Origin of the sequence: Pseudomonas linyingensis (assembly GCF_900109175.1) — a bacterium.
Lineage (GTDB): Bacteria > Pseudomonadota > Gammaproteobacteria > Pseudomonadales > Pseudomonadaceae > Geopseudomonas > Geopseudomonas linyingensis.
Window position 1 is genome coordinate 52,535 of sequence record NZ_FNZE01000003.1, and the last position, 15,103, is coordinate 67,637.

Here is a 15,103-nt window from a genome sequence, read left to right on the forward strand (position 1 = left end):
CAACATAAATTTGCTATGTGGCAGCCCTGCGGATGAGCGGTGCATTCCTGCTATGCTTGCCCGCCTCAATTGCCCGCACCGATGGAATGCACGATGGCTGATCTACCCAGCACCCGGTCGCCGCGCTCGCCCATAGTGGCCTCTGCCCACTTGGCTGCGCAGTCGCAGGAACTGTCCGAGCTCGAGTTCGGCCTGATCATCGCCAGCCATGCCTTCATGCGCTGGATGGAGCGCTGCATGAAGGCCGCGGGCGGCACCGAGCTGAATGCCCTCGACGTGATGGTGCTGCACAACCTGACCAGCCGTGACCGCGCCAAGCGCCAGGCCGACCTGTGCCTGCTGCTCAACATCGAGGACACCCACACGGTGACCTACGCGCTGAAGAAGCTGATCAAGCTCGGCCTGGTGGAGGGCGAGAAGCAGGGCAAGGAGATGTTCTACCGCACCACCGAGCAGGGCCGGGCGCTGTGCCAGGAGTACGCCGAGATTCGCGGCGAATGTCTGATCTCCTCGTTCGATAGCCTGAAGATAGACCCCGCCGAACTGCACCGCCTGGCCGGCCTGCTGCGGACCCTGTCCGGCGTCTACGACCAGGCCGCCCGTGCGGCGACCTCGCTGTGATCCATCTGTCCCTTGCCGAGTCCTGAAGCGAAGCCCCGATGCATATCGTTCCCCGCTCCCTGCCGTCCGTCCTGCCCGATCTCGGCGATCTGCCGCCCCTGCTGACCCGCCTGTACGCCGCCCGTGGCGTGCAGTCCGCCGCCGAGCTGGACAAGGCGCTGGCGCGGCTGATTCCGTATCGCGAGCTGAAGGGCATCGACGCGGCGGTCGAATTGCTGGTGACCGCGCTTGAGCAGGGCCAGCGCATCGTCATCGTCGGCGACTTCGATGCCGACGGCGCCACCGCCAGCTCGGTCGGCGTGCTGGCGCTGCGCATGCTGGGTGCCGCGCACGTCGACTATCTGGTGCCCAACCGCTTCGAGTATGGCTACGGTCTGACCCCGGAGATCGTCGCGGTGGCGCTGGACAAGCAGCCGCAGTTGCTGGTCACCGTCGACAACGGCATCTCCAGCCTCGACGGCGTGGCGGCGGCCAAGGCGGCCGGGCTGGCGGTGCTGGTCACCGACCACCACCTGCCCGGGCCGGAGCTGCCGGCGGCCGACGCCATCGTCAATCCCAACCAGCCAGGTTGCTCGTTCCCCAGCAAGGCGCTGGCCGGGGTCGGGGTGATCTTCTACGTGATGCTGGCCCTGCGCGCGCGGCTGCGCGAGCTGGACTGGTTCGCCCGCCGCGGCATTGCCGAGCCGAACCTGGCCGAGCTGCTCGACCTGGTGGCGCTGGGCAGCGTCGCCGACGTGGTGCCGCTGGACGCCAACAACCGCATCCTGGTCCACCAGGGCCTGGCGCGCATCCGCGCCGGCCGGGCTCGGCCGGGGCTGCGCGCGGTGCTCGAAGTGGCCGGCCGCGACCACCGGCGCATCACCTCCACCGATCTGGGCTTCATCCTCGGCCCGCGCCTGAACGCCGCCGGCCGACTCGACGACATGAGCCTGGGCATCGAATGCCTGCTCTGCGAGGACGAGGCGCTGGCTCGCGACATGGCCCAGCAGCTCGATCAGCTCAACCACGACCGCAAGGCCATCGAGCAGGGCATGCAGCGCGAGGCGCTGGCCCAGCTCAAGGACCTGCAGGTCGAGGAGCTGCCGTTCGGTCTGTGCCTGTTCGACGCCGACTGGCACCAGGGGGTGATCGGCATCCTCGCCTCGCGCCTCAAGGAGCGCTATCACCGCCCGACCATCGCCTTCGCCGACGCCGGCGACGGCGTGCTCAAGGGTTCGGCGCGCTCGATCCCCGGCTTCCACATCCGCGACGCGCTGGACGCGGTGGCGGCGCGCCATCCGGGGCTGATCAGCAAATTCGGCGGCCACGCCATGGCCGCCGGCCTGTCGCTGCCGCAGGCCAACTTCGGTGCCTTTGCCGCCGCCTTCGACGCCGAGGTGCGCCGCCAACTGGTCGAGGACGACCTCGCCGGCCGCCTGCTCACCGACGGCGCACTGGCCGCCGACGAGTTCCGCCTCGACCTGGCCCAACAGCTGCGCCATGCCGGGCCCTGGGGCCAGCACTTCCCCGAGCCGCTGTTCCACGGCGTGTTCGAGATCGTCCAGCAGCGCATCGTCGGCGAGCGGCACCTCAAGCTGGTGCTCAAGTCCGAATGCGGCGGCGCCCAACTGGATGCCATCGCCTTCAACGTCGACCGCGAAGTCTGGCCCAACCCCAACGTGCGCTGGGCCGAGGTGGCCTACAAGCTTGACGTCAACGAGTACCGCGGTCAGGAGAGCGTGCAGCTGCTGGTCGCCCATCTCGAAGCGCGCTGAGCGCCCCTTGATCCCTGATGGTTCCCTCGCTCCTGCGTGGGAACCCGGCCTTGGACGCTTCGCGTCCATCCGCCGCCTGGACCGGCGTGCCTGCGATGGGATGCCCCCTTGATTCTCCGTCTGGACGGCGCCATATCTTTCGGATAACGGACGACCTGCGGAGCTTCGCCATGATCCAGCTGTTCCAGCCGCTGACCCTGCGGCAACTGACCCTGCCCAACCGCATCGGGGTCTCGCCGATGTGCCAGTACAGTGCCCGCGACGGCCTGGCCAACGACTGGCATCTGGTCCATCTGGGCAGCCGCGCCGCCGGTGGCGCCGGGCTGATCGTCGTCGAGGCTACCGGCGTCACTCCCGAGGGGCGGATCAGCCCGCAGTGTCTGGGCCTGTGGACGGACGAGCAGATCGAGCCGCAGCGGCGCATCACCCGCTTCATCGACAGCCAGGGTTCGGTCGCCGGCATTCAGCTGGCGCATGCCGGACGCAAGGCCGGCACCTGGCGGCCGTGGTCGGGCAGGACGGGCTCGGTGCCGCTGGAGGAGGGCGGCTGGACGCCGCTGGCGCCTTCGGCCATTCCTTTCGATGAACACCATCACGTCCCCCAGGCCATGAGCCGCGAGCAGATCGCCGGTGTGGTGGAGGACTTCGTCCGCGCCGCCGAGCGCGCCCTCCAGGCCGGTTTCAAGGTGGTCGAGGTGCATGCCGCCCACGGCTATCTGCTGCACCAGTTCCTCTCGCCGCTCAGCAATACCCGCGACGATGAGTACGGCGGCAGCTTCGCCAACCGCACGCGCCTGCTGCTGGAAGTGGTCGATGCAGTGCGCGCGGTGTGGCCGGCCGAGTTGCCGCTGTTCGTGCGCCTGTCCGCCACCGACTGGGTGGATGGCGGCTGGAGCGAGCTGGAGACGGTCGAGGTCTGCCGCCTGCTCAAGGAGCATGGCGTCGACCTGGTCGACGTGTCCTCCGGCGGGCTGGCGGCCAGCGCGCAGATCCCGATCGGACCGGGCTACCAGGCGCGTTTCGCCGAGCGGGTGCGCCGCGAGGCCGGGATTGCCACCGGGGCGGTGGGCCTGATCACCGAGCCGGCCCAGGCCGAGCACGTGCTGCGCAGCGAGCAGGCCGACCTGGTGTTTCTCGCCCGCGAGCTGCTGCGCGATCCCTACTGGCCGCTGCGTGCCGCCGAGGCTCTGGGCCATCGCCTGCCCTGGCCGCCGCAGTACGTGCGGGCCGCCCAGCGCGACACGCCGATCCGCGATATCAGCGAGCAGCTGGACTGAGAACGGGGGCGAGCGGTTACATTCGCTTGCACAGTAGCCGGAGGAGACAGCCTCCCTTGGTGCAGAATCGATGCTTTCATCGGCGGAGAATGTTCATGGATACCCGCAGTCTGCTCGATCAGTTGCTCAAGGCCGTTCCCGGCCTGCTGGGCAACGCTGGCAACCAATCGAAGCTGCGCAACGAAGAACGGCCGGCTGGCAAGGACAGCGGGCTGGGTAGCCTGCTCTCTGGAGCGGCCGGGGGAGGACTGGCGGGCGGTGCCATCGGCCTGCTGCTGGGCAGCAAGAAGGCCCGCAAGTACGGCGGCAAGGCGCTGACCTACGGCGGTCTGGCCGCGCTCGGGGTGATGGCCTACAAGGCCTACGGCAACTGGCAGCAGCAACAGCAGGGCGCCGCTGCCGGTGCGGCCCTCGGTGCCCCGCAGACCGTGGACCGTCTGCCACCGGCGCAAATCGAGCAGCATAGCCACGCCATCCTGCAGGCGGTGATTGCGGCGGCCAAGGCCGACGGGCATATCGACGAGCGCGAGCGTCAGCTGATCGACGCCGAGGTGGCCAAGCTCAGCCACGACCCGCAGTTGCTGGCGTGGATCGACCGCGAGCTGCACCAGCCACTCGATCCCGCGGCTGTGGCGCGTGCCGCGCAGACCCCGGAGATGGCGGCGGAAATGTACCTGGCCAGCCTGTTGCTGGTCGACGAGCAGAACTTCATGGAGCGCGCCTACCTCGACGAGCTGTCCCGTCAGCTGCGCCTCGATCCGGGGCTGCGCAGCGAGCTGGATCGCCAGGTGCAGCAGGCGCAGTAGTCGCCCTCAGCGGGAGCAGTCCACTTGGCGGTACTCCGGCAACTCGCCGAGGCGCTGTTTGAGAAAGTCCACCAGCTGGCGCACCTTGGGCGACAGGTTGCGCTGCGGCGGATGCAGCGCCCACACCGCGGTGTTCGGCGGGCGGTGCTGCTCCAGCAGGGAGACCAGTGCGCCGCTGTGCAGGTACTCCCGCACGTAGTAGTCGGGCAACTGGCACAGGCCGAAACCGCGCAGGGCGGCGTCGAGCACCGCGGCGCCGCTGTTGCAGCGCCAGTTGCCCTGCACGCGCAGCTGGGTTTCCCGGTCGTCCTCGACGAAGGTCCACAGATCGCTGCTGCCGATCAGGCAGTTGTGCCGCGTCAGCTCGCCCAGGCTCTGCGGCGCGCCGCTGCGCGCGAGATAAGCGGGCGTCGCACACAGGTACATCACCCGCGGCGCCAGACGGGTCGCCACCAGGCGCTCGTCGCTCAGGCGGCCGAGACGGATGGCCAGGTCGAGGCCCTCGTGCAGCAGGTCGAGGGTGCGGTTGGTCAGCTGGATCTCCACGCCGAGCTGCGGGTGCAGGGCCATGAATTCGTTGACCAGCGGCACCACGAAACGCTCGCCGTAGGCCACCCCGCAGGTCATGCGCAACAGGCCCTTGGGTTCGGCGGACAGGTCGCTGACCGCGCGCCAGGCCTCGTCGCGGGCGTCCAGCAGGTTGCGACAGTGCTGCAGGAAGGTCTGTCCGGCCTCGGTCAGGCTGACCTTGCGGGTGCTGCGATAGAGCAGGCGGGCCTGCAGGCATTCCTCGAGGCGGGCGATCTGCCGGCTGACATGCGAGGACGAGACGCCAAGGCGTTCGGCGGCAGCGGTGAACTGGCCGCATTCGGCCACGGCGACGAACTCGTCGAGTCCTTCCCAGCGGTTCATGGTTTTTCCTTGGGCAGAGTGGTTGGCGAAGAAGATTATCCCTGTACGGCAATAATATTTTGCCTGAGCGCCGATTACTCGCCATTCGGCGCTGATCTACACTTCATGCCATTCCATTTGTGTGCAGTCCCCGTGGCTGTGCGCCGCTGCCATCGTTTCCAGGAGTTCCGCATGATCAAGTCGCGTGCCGCCGTAGCCTTCGCTCCCAATCAGCCGCTGCAGATCGTCGAGGTGGATGTCGCGCCGCCCAAGGCCGGCGAAGTGCTGGTGCGCATCGTCGCTACCGGTGTGTGCCACACCGATGCCTACACCCTGTCGGGGCAGGACTCCGAAGGCGTGTTCCCGTGCATCCTCGGCCACGAGGGTGGCGGCATCGTCGAGGCGGTGGGCGAGGGCGTCACCTCCCTGCAGGTCGGCGACCACGTGATCCCGCTGTATACCGCCGAGTGCGGCCAGTGCAAGTTCTGCACCTCCGGCAAGACCAACCTGTGCGGCGCGGTGCGCGCCACCCAGGGCAAGGGCCTGATGCCGGACGGCACCACCCGCTTCTCCTACAACGGCCAGCCGATCTACCACTACATGGGCTGCTCGACCTTCTCCGAGTTCACCGTGCTGCCGGAAATCTCCCTGGCCAAGATCCCCAAGGAGGCGCCGCTGGAGAAGGTCTGCCTGCTCGGCTGCGGCGTGACCACCGGCATCGGCGCGGTGCTCAATACCGCCAAGGTCACCGAGGGCTCCACCGTGGCCATCTTCGGTCTGGGCGGTATCGGTCTGGCGGCGATCATCGGCGCCAAGATGGCCAAGGCCAGCCGGATCATCGGCATCGACATCAATCCGGCCAAGGAGGCCGTGGCCCGCGAGCTGGGCCTCACCGACTTCGTCAACCCGAAGGACCACGCCAAGCCGATCCAGGAGGTGATCGTCGAGATGACCGACGGTGGCGTGGACTTTTCCTTCGAGTGCATCGGCAACGTGCAGCTGATGCGCGCGGCGCTGGAGTGCTGCCACAAGGGCTGGGGCGAGTCGACCATCATCGGCGTGGCGCCGGCGGGGCAGGAGATAAGCACCCGGCCGTTCCAGCTGGTCACCGGTCGCGTCTGGCGCGGCAGCGCCTTCGGCGGCGTCAAGGGCCGCAGCGAGCTGCCGGGCTACGTGGAGAAGGCGCAGAAGGGCGAAATCCCGCTGGATACCTTCATCACCCACACCATGGGCCTGGAAGACATCAACAAGGCCTTCGACCTGATGCACGAGGGCAAGAGCATCCGTACCGTCATCCACTTCTGATCGCGGGGCGGGGCGTGCTGCGCCCCGCTCCTGTGGCGGCGCGCCCTCGCGGCGATGCGGGCCGCAGGTCCGCCAGCAGGGCAAGAGCATCGCCCCGGGGCGGGCCTCCCACAAGAACGAGCCATTACCCGCGCCGCACGCGTCTGCCAGGAACCCAGCCATGCCCCTCGAACTGCTCTCCAGCCAGAAAAGCTTCGGCGGCTGGCATCATCGCTACCGTCACCACTCGGCCACCCTGCAGTGCGACATGGTGTTCGCCGTCTATCTGCCGCCGCAGGCGCGGGAGGGGGCGAAGCTGCCGGTGCTGTACTGGCTGTCCGGCCTGACCTGCACCGACGAGAACTTCATGCAGAAGGCCGGCGCGCAGCGCCTGGCCGCCGAGCTGGGGCTGGTGCTGATCGCGCCGGATACCAGTCCGCGCGGCGCCGGGGTGCCGGGCGATCCGGACGGCGCCTGGGATTTCGGTCACGGTGCCGGCTTCTACCTGAATGCCAGCGAGGAGCCGTGGGCTGCGCACTACCGCATGCACGACTACGTGGTGCACGAGCTGCCGGCGCTGGTTGAGGCCAGCTTCCCGGTCTCCGACCGCCGTGGCATCAGTGGCCACTCCATGGGCGGTCACGGCGCGCTGGTCTGTGCGCTACGCAACCCGGGGCGCTACCGTTCGCTGTCTGCCTTTGCGCCGATCGCCAACCCGAGCAACTGCCCCTGGGGCGAGAAGGCGTTTAGCCGCTACCTCGGCGCGGATCGCGACAGCTGGCGGCAGTGGGATGCCTGTGCACTGCTGGCCACCGCCAGCAAGCGTTTGCCAATCCTGGTCGACCAGGGGGATGCCGACAGCTTCATGGCCATGCAGCTCAAACCGGAGATGTTGCGCGCTACCGCCGCAGCGGTCGGTCACCCGCTGACCCTGCGCCTGCAGCCGGGCTACGACCACAGCTACTACTTCATCGCCAGCTTCATCGACGACCATCTGCGTCATCACGCCCAGGCGCTGAACGCCTGACTCGGCAGTAACCGCGCGAAGGTGGGTAACGCTGTGCGCTCTTTCACCCGGCAACGGTGATGGGCCTCCTTCAGGGCGCGAGTCCTGTAGAATCGCGCCCTGACTTTTTCAGGGCGTTTTCCTTATGCGTATCGGCCACGGCTACGACGTGCACCGCTTCGGCGAGGGTGACTTCATCACTCTCGGCGGCGTGCGCATTCCCCACACGTTCGGGCTCATCGCTCACTCCGACGGCGACGTGCTGCTGCATGCGCTGAGCGACGCGCTGCTCGGTGCGGCGGCACTGGGTGATATCGGCCGGCACTTCCCGGATACCGACCCGCAGTTCAAGGGCGCCGACAGCCGTGCACTGCTGCGCCATGTCCTCGCCCTGGTCCAGGCCAAGGGCTGGCGGGTCGGCAACGTCGACGCGACCATCGTCGCCCAGGCGCCGAAGATGGCCCCGCATGTCGAGGCGATGCGCGCGCATATCGCCGCCGATCTCGGCATCGAGCTGGACCAGGTCAACGTCAAGGCCACCACCACCGAGAAACTCGGCTTCACCGGTCGCGAAGAGGGCATCGCCGTGCATGCGGTCGCCCTGTTGGTCGCGTTATGAGTGGCATGCTCGGCGAACTCGACCTGCTCGGTCCCACCGCCTGGGGCGAGCCCTGCGGCCAGGCTGTGCTCAAGCACACGGCCGAGGACTTTCAGGTCAACGAGGTGCTGGACATTCCCTTGTCCGGTGCCGGCGAGCACCTCTGGCTGTGGGTGGAAAAGCGCGGCCTGAACACCGAGGATGCGGCCAAGCGCATTGCCCGCGCCGCCGGCGTGCCGCTCAAGGCGATCAGCTACGCGGGCCTCAAGGATCGCCAGGCGCTGACCCGTCAGTGGTTCAGCCTGCACCTGCCGGGCAAGGCCGATCCGGATCTGGCTGCCGCCGAGGGTGACGACCTGCGCATCCTCGAGCGCGCGCGCCACTCACGCAAGCTACAGCGCGGCGCCCATGCCGCCAACGGCTTCATCATCCGCCTGACCGCCCTGCAGGCCGAGCGCGAGGCACTGGAGCAGCGCCTGCAGCAGATCGCCGCGGGCGGGGTGCCCAACTACTTCGGTTTGCAGCGCTTCGGCTTCGACGGCGGCAACCTGCACGAGGCGCGTCACTGGGCCGAGCGCAAGACCCTGCCGGAGCAGCGCAACCGTCGCTCGCGGGTACTGTCGGCGGCGCGCAGCTACCTGTTCAACCGTGTGCTGGCCGCGCGGGTGGCCGATGGCAGCTGGAACCGCGCCCAGCCCGGTGATCTGCTGGCCTTCACCGACAGTCGCAGCTTCTTCCCCGCCGGCGAGGCCGAGTGCAGCGATCCGCGCCTGACCGCGCTGGATCTGCATCCCACCGGGCCGCTGTTCGGCGGCGGCGAGCTGGAGACCGGTGGCGCGGTGCGCGTGTTCGAACAGCAGCTGCAGGTGGACGAGGCCGTCCTGGTCAGCTGGCTGGAGCAGGCCGGGCTGGAGCAGGCGCGGCGCATCCTGCGCCTCCCCATCGGCGGGCTGACGTGGCATTATCCCGCCACTGACATCCTGCAACTGGAATTCGTCCTGCCGGCCGGCTGCTTCGCTACCGTGCTGGTGCGCGAGCTCGTCCGCCTCTTGCCGACAGGACCTGTGGACACCCCATGCGAATATTGATCGCCAACGATGACGGCGTGTACGCCCCCGGGATAGTTGCGCTGCACCAGGCGCTGGCGGATTACGCCGAGTGCGTGGTGATCGCGCCCGATGCCGACCGCAGCGGGGCCAGCAGTTCGCTGACCCTCGACCGCCCGCTGCATCCGCAGCGGCTGGACAATGGCTTCATCAGCATCAACGGTACGCCTACCGACTGTGTGCACCTGGGCCTCAACGGCCTGCTCGAACATACCCCGGACATGGTGGTTTCGGGCATCAACCTGGGCGCCAACCTGGGTGACGATGTGCTGTATTCAGGCACCGTGGCCGCCGCCCTGGAGGGCCGCTTCCTCGACAAGCCGGCGTTCGCCTTCTCGCTGCTGTCGCGGCTGACCGACAACCTGCCGGCCGCCGCGCATATCGCCCGGCGCTTGGTGGAGATGCACGACCAGCTCGAACTGCCGCCGCGCACCGTGCTCAACATCAATATCCCCAACCTGCCGCTGGAGCGCATCCGCGGTGTGCAGCTGACCCGCCTTGGCCATCGGGCGCGGGCAGCGGCGCCGGTCAAGTCGGTCAATCCGCGTGGCAAGGAGGGCTACTGGATTTCGGTGGCCGGGGATGCAGAGGATGGCGGGCCGGGTACCGACTTCCACGCGGTGATGCAGGGCTACGTGTCGATCACCCCGCTGCAGCTGGACAGGACCTTTCACGAGGCCTTCCGCGGCCTGAGCATTCTGGAGAATCTGCTGTGATAAAGGACGATCTGCAGCGCCGCGGGATCGGCATGACCTCGCAGCGTACCCGCGAGCGGCTGATCCAGCGCCTGTACGACGAAGGCCTGAGCAACGACCAGGTGCTCGAGGTGATCCGTCGCACGCCGCGCCACCTGTTCGTCGACGAGGCACTGGCGCATCGGGCCTACGAGGACACCGCGCTGCCGATCGGTCACAACCAGACCATTTCCCAGCCGTTCATGGTCGCGCGCATGACCGAGCTGCTGCTGGCCGGCGGGCCGCTGGACAAGGTGATGGAGATCGGCACCGGCTCCGGCTACCAGACCGCAGTGCTGGCCCAACTGGTCGAGCGGGTGTTCTCGGTCGAGCGCATCCAGTCGCTGCAGGATCGCGCCAAGGAGCGTCTGCTCGAACTGAACCTGCGCAATGTGGTCTTTCGTTGGGGCGATGGCTGGGAAGGTTGGCCGGCACTGGCACCCTACAACGGCATCATCGTCACCGCCGCCGCGGCCCAGGTGCCGCAGGCGCTGCTCGACCAGCTGGCGCCGGGTGGCCGGATGGTGATCCCGGTCGGCAGTGGCGACGAGCAGCAGCTGATGCTCATCGTGCGCGAGGGCAGCGGGTTTTCCCGCCAGGTGCTGGATCCGGTGCGTTTCGTTCCCTTGCTGAATGGCTCGGTATTCTGAGCCCCTCGTCTGTTTTACGGAAAAGACCGATGCGAAATTATTTCCTGCTGTTTGCCAAGGGCGTGGCGATGGGCGCCGCCGACGTGGTTCCGGGGGTGTCCGGGGGCACCATCGCCTTCATCAGCGGCATCTACGATGAACTGCTGCGCTCGATTGCCGCGGTGCCGAGTGCCTTGCGCGAGCTCGTGCGCGGCAATCTGCGCCAGGCCTGGCAGACCGCCAACGCCAATTTCCTGCTGGTGCTGTTCGCCGGCATCCTCGGCAGCGTGTTCAGCCTGGCGCGGGGCATCACCTGGTTGCTGGAGCATCAGCCGATCGCCATCTGGTCGTTCTTCTTCGGCCTGATCGTGGTGTCGACCTGGTTGGTCGGTCGCGAGATCAGCCGCTGGAACTGGCCGAGCTGGCTGAGCTTCGCCCTCGGGGCCCTGTTTGCCTGGTGGATCACCGTGGCGGCGCCGATGCAGTGGGGGCATGACCCACTGAGCCTGTTCTTCGCCGGTGCCATCGCCATCTGCGCAATGATCCTGCCGGGCATTTCCGGCAGTTTCCTGCTGGTGCTGATGGGGCTGTACAGCTTCGTGCTGGATGCCGTCAAAGGTCTGGATCTGGCGGTGCTGCTGGTGTTCGCCGCGGGTTGTGTCTGCGGCCTGCTCAGCTTCGCCCGCCTGCTGAGCTGGATGCTCAACCATCTGCGCAACCTGACCCTGACCTTTCTGGTCGGCCTGATGCTCGGCTCGCTGAACAAGGTCTGGCCGTGGAAGGAAACCCTGACCTGGCGGACCGACAGCCATGGCCAGTTGCAGCCCGTGCTGCAGAGCAACCTGCTACCGGGCAGCTATGCCGACATCAGTGGTCAGGATCCGCAGTTGCTGCTGGCGGTATTGCTGGCGCTGGGAGGTGTGGCGCTGGTGCTGGGTTTGGAGTGGGTGGCCAAGCGGCAGCAGCGCCTTTCCGGACAACAGGCCTGAGTAGAGGCAATGAACAAGGTAATCTGCGCGAGCAGGAAGGACGGCGATGTGGGGCGGTTATGTTGAGTGGTAGTTTGCGGCTGTCGGTGTGCCTGGGGGCGAGCCTGCTGTTGGGCCTGCTGGGCGGCTGCGCGACGTCGAGCGGCACCAGTGAGTCCATCGGCAGCCGACCGGCGAGCGTACCGGCGCGGCAGCCAGTGACTCAGGGGCAATACCGGGTACAGCGTGGCGACACCCTCTATTCGATCGCCAGCCGATATGGCTGGGAGTGGAAGGCCTTGGCGGGACGCAACGGCATCGCCCCGCCCTACACCATTCGAGTGGGCCAGGTGATCCGCTTCGGCGACAGCGGTGCGCAGGTATCCAGGGTGACTCCGGCGCCCTCGGCGGCCAGCGCTGGCCGCACTCCGTTGGCGACTGCGGTGCCGGTGACGGCTCCGCTGCCACAGGCAACCCCGGTAACGCCAGCGGCGGGGCAGGCGGCCCCGCCGGCCATCTCCGCCAAGGGTTGGGCCTGGCCGGCCAATGGCCAGTTGATCGGTTTATTCTCTTCAAACAGCAGTTTGAACAAAGGCATTGATATAGCCGGCGAATTAGGCCAGCCTGTTGTGGCGGCATCTACCGGGAGTGTGGTATACGCCGGTAATGGGCTCAGGGGATACGGTGAGCTGGTTATCATCAAGCATAGCGACACTTACGTCAGTGCCTACGGACACAACCGCAGGCTGCTGGTTCGGGAGGGGCAACAGGTCAAGGCCGGCCAGAAAATTGCAGAGATGGGGTCGTCCGGAGCTGATCGGGTGAAACTGCATTTTGAGATTCGCCGTCAGGGACAGCCAGTTGACCCCTTGCAATATCTGCCGCGTCGCTGAACTGTCACCCTTTGCCGATAGCGTGAGGTAAACAGGCTTCGGGGCGCAGTGAGACAAGCTGTGGCGTGGCCTGTTGTTGAACTCAGCAAAGGGAGCAGCACGATGGCAATTACAAAAAAAACGCCGGAGTTTGACAGTGACGATGAGGTGCTCCTGCTGGAGGCAGGCATCGTCCCGGAAATGCTTTTGCCCGATGGCGATGAAGAGAGCGGCGAGGCGGTCGTCAGCTCGACCAAGGCGGTGGGGGCACGGCAGCACAAGTTCGTCGACTACACCCGGGCGCTGGATGCGACCCAGCTCTATCTCAATGAAATAGGCTTCTCTCCCTTGCTCAGCCCGGAAGAGGAAGTCCATTTCGCACGCATGGCCCGCCGCGGCGAAGCGGCCGGGCGCAAGCGCATGATCGAAAGCAACCTGCGTCTGGTGGTGAAAATCGCCCGCCGCTACGTCAATCGCGGGCTGACCCTGCTCGATCTGATCGAAGAAGGCAATCTCGGTCTGATTCGCGCCGTCGAGAAGTTCGACCCCGAGCGCGGCTTCCGCTTCTCCACCTACGCCACCTGGTGGATCCGTCAAACCATCGAGCGGGCGATCATGAACCAGACGCGCACCATCCGTCTGCCGATTCATGTGGTCAAGGAGCTCAACGTCTACCTGCGTGCTGCGCGAGAGCTGACCCAAAAGCTCGACCACGAACCCACCGCCGAGGAAATCGCCACATTGCTGGACAAGCCGGTGGCGGAGGTCAAACGCATGCTCGGCCTCAACGAGCGGGTCAGCTCGGTGGATGTCGCCCTTGGTCCCGACTCCGACAAGACCCTGCTGGATACCCTGACCGACGATCATCCGACCGACCCGTGCGAGCTGCTGCAGGACGAGGATCTGGGGCAGAGCATTGACCAGTGGTTGTCCGAACTGACGGAAAAGCAGCGCGAAGTGGTGATTCGTCGCTTCGGCTTGCGCGGCCACGAGAGCAGCACACTGGAGGAAGTCGGCCGGGAGATCGGTCTGACCCGCGAGCGGGTCCGACAGATCCAGGTCGAGGCGCTCAAGCGCCTGCGCGAGATCCTGGAAAACAACGGCCTCTCCAGCGAGTCGTTGTTCCAGTAGGGCGTTCCAGCTCTCCAATCAACAACAATACAAATTGTCTTGCATGCGAACCCGGCGCCAGCCGGGTTTCGTGCTTGTGGGCGGCAGCTCGGCCCAGCCTCGCGGAGGGGGTTGCGACAAGTTCCGGGCGATTGCCGCAAGGGCGTGTAAGCCATTGCTTACGCGGCGTGTAGGACAGTCGCTGTGGATGCTGCCGGCTTTTGTCTCTTCAAAGCTGATTACTTCCTAAGCTGTTGTTTTTATTGCGTTAATTTTTCAGGCTCGGGTGTTTTTCGCTGTCGGCGAAAACCGGGTGTCGGCTTGCGTGAGCTGCTGTGGGCGCTATTATCTCAATGCGTTCAGGGAATAACGCAGCTGGCAGGAAGCCGGTCAGGACGTCGCCGGAGGCGGCACACCAGGAAGGTGAATAGGGAAAAAAAGAGCGGCGGGGCAACCCGCCCTTTTTTTTGCCTGCGTTTTTTGTAGCGCCCTGCGTCGCGGGGCGCTATCCCAGCCGGGATACGCCGAATGGCTCGGGTCGCGGCCTCAGTTCTTCTCGCACACCACCGGTCGCTCCGGGTCGATAATCCACTCGCTCCACGAGCCAGCGTACAGGCGGCCCAACGGGTAGCCCGCCAGGCACAGCGCGAACAGGTTGTGGCAGGCCGTCACCCCTGAGCCGCAGTAGGCGACCAGCTGGTCCTGCGGGCGCGCGCCGAGCAGTTCGGCAAAGCGTTGGCGCAAGGCTTCGGGCGGCAGGAAGCAGCCGTCATTGCCGAGGTTGTCGATGAAGGCCGCGCACTGTGCGCCGGGAATGTGTCCGGCCACCGGGTCGATCGGCTCCACTTCGCCACGAAAGCGCGGCAAGCCGCGAGCATCCAGCAGGATCAGGTCCGGCTCGGCCAGGCGCTGCAGCAGTGCGCCGACTTCGATCACCAGGCTGTTGTCCGGCGTCCCCTCGAAACTGCCCGGGGCCGGCTGTGGTGGCTGGTCATCCAGCGGCAGTCCGGCCGCCTGCCAGGCCGTCAGACCGCCATCCAGCAGGTAGATGCCTTCGCGCTTGCCCAGCCACAGCAGCAGCCACCAGGCGCGGGCGGCAAAGGCTCCCGCGCCGTCGTCATACAGGACGATTTCGCTGTCGTTGTTCACGCCCCAGTCGCGCAGGCGCTGACACAGTTGCTGCGGGTCAGGCAGCGGGTGGCGGCCGGTCTTGCCTGGCAGCACCGGGGCGGACAGGTCGCGCTCCAGGTCGGCAAAGCAGGCGCCGGGCAGATGGCCGGCGGCATGGGCGCGCTGGCCATGGAGCGGGTCCTCCAGGGCAAAGCGGCAATCGAGAATCGTCAGGCCGGGCTGACCCAGGCGCTGTGCCAGGTCCTGCGGGCCGATCAGGCGGGCGAGCGACATTCGGAATACCTCGGTACGGGAGCTGGCGGGCGTGGCAATGCCC

General features: G+C 66.9%; 15 protein-coding genes. 13 read left to right on the top strand and 2 right to left on the bottom strand.

Annotated features, from left to right (window positions below; all coding sequences use genetic code 11):
- Positions 1–93 precede the first annotated feature (93 nt).
- From BMZ19_RS04515 to BMZ19_RS04530, 4 genes are all read left to right on the top strand, one after another.
- The gene (locus tag BMZ19_RS04515) at positions 94–621 is read left to right on the top strand and encodes a winged helix DNA-binding protein (protein WP_090307527.1); all 528 of its coding nucleotides are present in this window, start codon (positions 94–96) and stop codon (positions 619–621) included.
- Between the two features lie 38 nt (positions 622–659).
- Positions 660–2,375 carry a single-stranded-DNA-specific exonuclease RecJ gene (gene recJ / locus BMZ19_RS04520; RefSeq protein WP_090307530.1) on the top strand — a complete coding sequence of 572 codons (1,716 nt, stop codon included), beginning with the start codon at positions 660–662 and terminating at the stop codon, positions 2,373–2,375.
- Between the two features lie 170 nt (positions 2,376–2,545).
- Positions 2,546–3,652 carry an NADH:flavin oxidoreductase/NADH oxidase gene (locus tag BMZ19_RS04525; RefSeq protein ID WP_090307532.1) on the top strand — a complete coding sequence of 369 codons (1,107 nt, stop codon included), beginning with the start codon at positions 2,546–2,548 and terminating at the stop codon, positions 3,650–3,652.
- A gap of 95 nt (positions 3,653–3,747) precedes the next feature.
- Complete coding sequence (locus tag BMZ19_RS04530; RefSeq protein WP_090307535.1) at positions 3,748–4,458, top strand: tellurite resistance TerB family protein; 711 nt, start codon at positions 3,748–3,750, stop codon at positions 4,456–4,458.
- Between the two features lie 6 nt (positions 4,459–4,464).
- On the opposite strand, the gene BMZ19_RS04535 is transcribed toward BMZ19_RS04530, so the two are convergent.
- Positions 4,465–5,370, bottom strand: a complete 906-nt coding sequence (locus BMZ19_RS04535) for a LysR substrate-binding domain-containing protein (RefSeq protein WP_090307538.1) — start codon at positions 5,368–5,370, stop codon at positions 4,465–4,467.
- Between the two features lie 171 nt (positions 5,371–5,541).
- On the opposite strand from BMZ19_RS04535, the gene BMZ19_RS04540 reads away from it, so the two are divergent.
- The 9 genes from BMZ19_RS04540 (at position 5,542) to rpoS (ending at position 13,677) form a co-directional block, all read left to right on the top strand.
- Positions 5,542–6,654 carry an S-(hydroxymethyl)glutathione dehydrogenase/class III alcohol dehydrogenase gene (locus tag BMZ19_RS04540; protein WP_090307541.1) on the top strand — a complete coding sequence of 371 codons (1,113 nt, stop codon included), beginning with the start codon at positions 5,542–5,544 and terminating at the stop codon, positions 6,652–6,654.
- Between the two features lie 160 nt (positions 6,655–6,814).
- Positions 6,815–7,660, top strand: coding sequence for an S-formylglutathione hydrolase (gene fghA, locus BMZ19_RS04545; RefSeq protein WP_090307544.1), 846 nt, complete (start codon positions 6,815–6,817; stop codon positions 7,658–7,660).
- 124 nt (positions 7,661–7,784) lie between these two features.
- Complete coding sequence (gene ispF / locus BMZ19_RS04550) at positions 7,785–8,258, top strand: 2-C-methyl-D-erythritol 2,4-cyclodiphosphate synthase (protein ID WP_090307547.1); 474 nt, start codon at positions 7,785–7,787, stop codon at positions 8,256–8,258.
- A 5-nt stretch (positions 8,259–8,263) separates the two neighbouring features.
- Positions 8,264–9,325: a tRNA pseudouridine(13) synthase TruD gene (gene truD, locus BMZ19_RS04555; protein WP_090307550.1), complete on the top strand. Its 1,062-nt coding sequence runs from the start codon at positions 8,264–8,266 to the stop codon at positions 9,323–9,325.
- A complete protein-coding gene (gene surE, locus BMZ19_RS04560; RefSeq protein ID WP_090307554.1) occupies positions 9,313–10,059 on the top strand; it encodes a 5'/3'-nucleotidase SurE in 747 nt (248 codons plus the stop codon). Before truD ends, surE begins: the two co-directional genes overlap by 13 nt.
- 32 nt (positions 10,060–10,091) lie before the next feature.
- Positions 10,092–10,727 (top strand): protein-L-isoaspartate(D-aspartate) O-methyltransferase, encoded by a 636-nt coding sequence (locus tag BMZ19_RS04565; protein WP_090308281.1) that lies wholly within the window; start codon positions 10,092–10,094, stop codon positions 10,725–10,727.
- A 29-nt stretch (positions 10,728–10,756) separates the two neighbouring features.
- Complete coding sequence (locus BMZ19_RS04570; RefSeq protein ID WP_090307557.1) at positions 10,757–11,695, top strand: polyprenyl-phosphate transporter; 939 nt, start codon at positions 10,757–10,759, stop codon at positions 11,693–11,695.
- Between the two features lie 59 nt (positions 11,696–11,754).
- Positions 11,755–12,567: a peptidoglycan DD-metalloendopeptidase family protein gene (locus tag BMZ19_RS04575; RefSeq protein ID WP_090307559.1), complete on the top strand. Its 813-nt coding sequence runs from the start codon at positions 11,755–11,757 to the stop codon at positions 12,565–12,567.
- Positions 12,568–12,669: 102 nt separating this feature from the next.
- Positions 12,670–13,677, top strand: a complete 1,008-nt coding sequence (rpoS, locus tag BMZ19_RS04580) for an RNA polymerase sigma factor RpoS (RefSeq protein WP_090307562.1) — start codon at positions 12,670–12,672, stop codon at positions 13,675–13,677.
- Positions 13,678–14,202: 525 nt separating this feature from the next.
- On the opposite strand, the gene BMZ19_RS04585 is transcribed toward rpoS, so the two are convergent.
- Positions 14,203–15,060 (bottom strand): sulfurtransferase, encoded by an 858-nt coding sequence (locus BMZ19_RS04585; RefSeq protein WP_090307565.1) that lies wholly within the window; start codon positions 15,058–15,060, stop codon positions 14,203–14,205.
- Positions 15,061–15,103 lie beyond the last annotated feature (43 nt).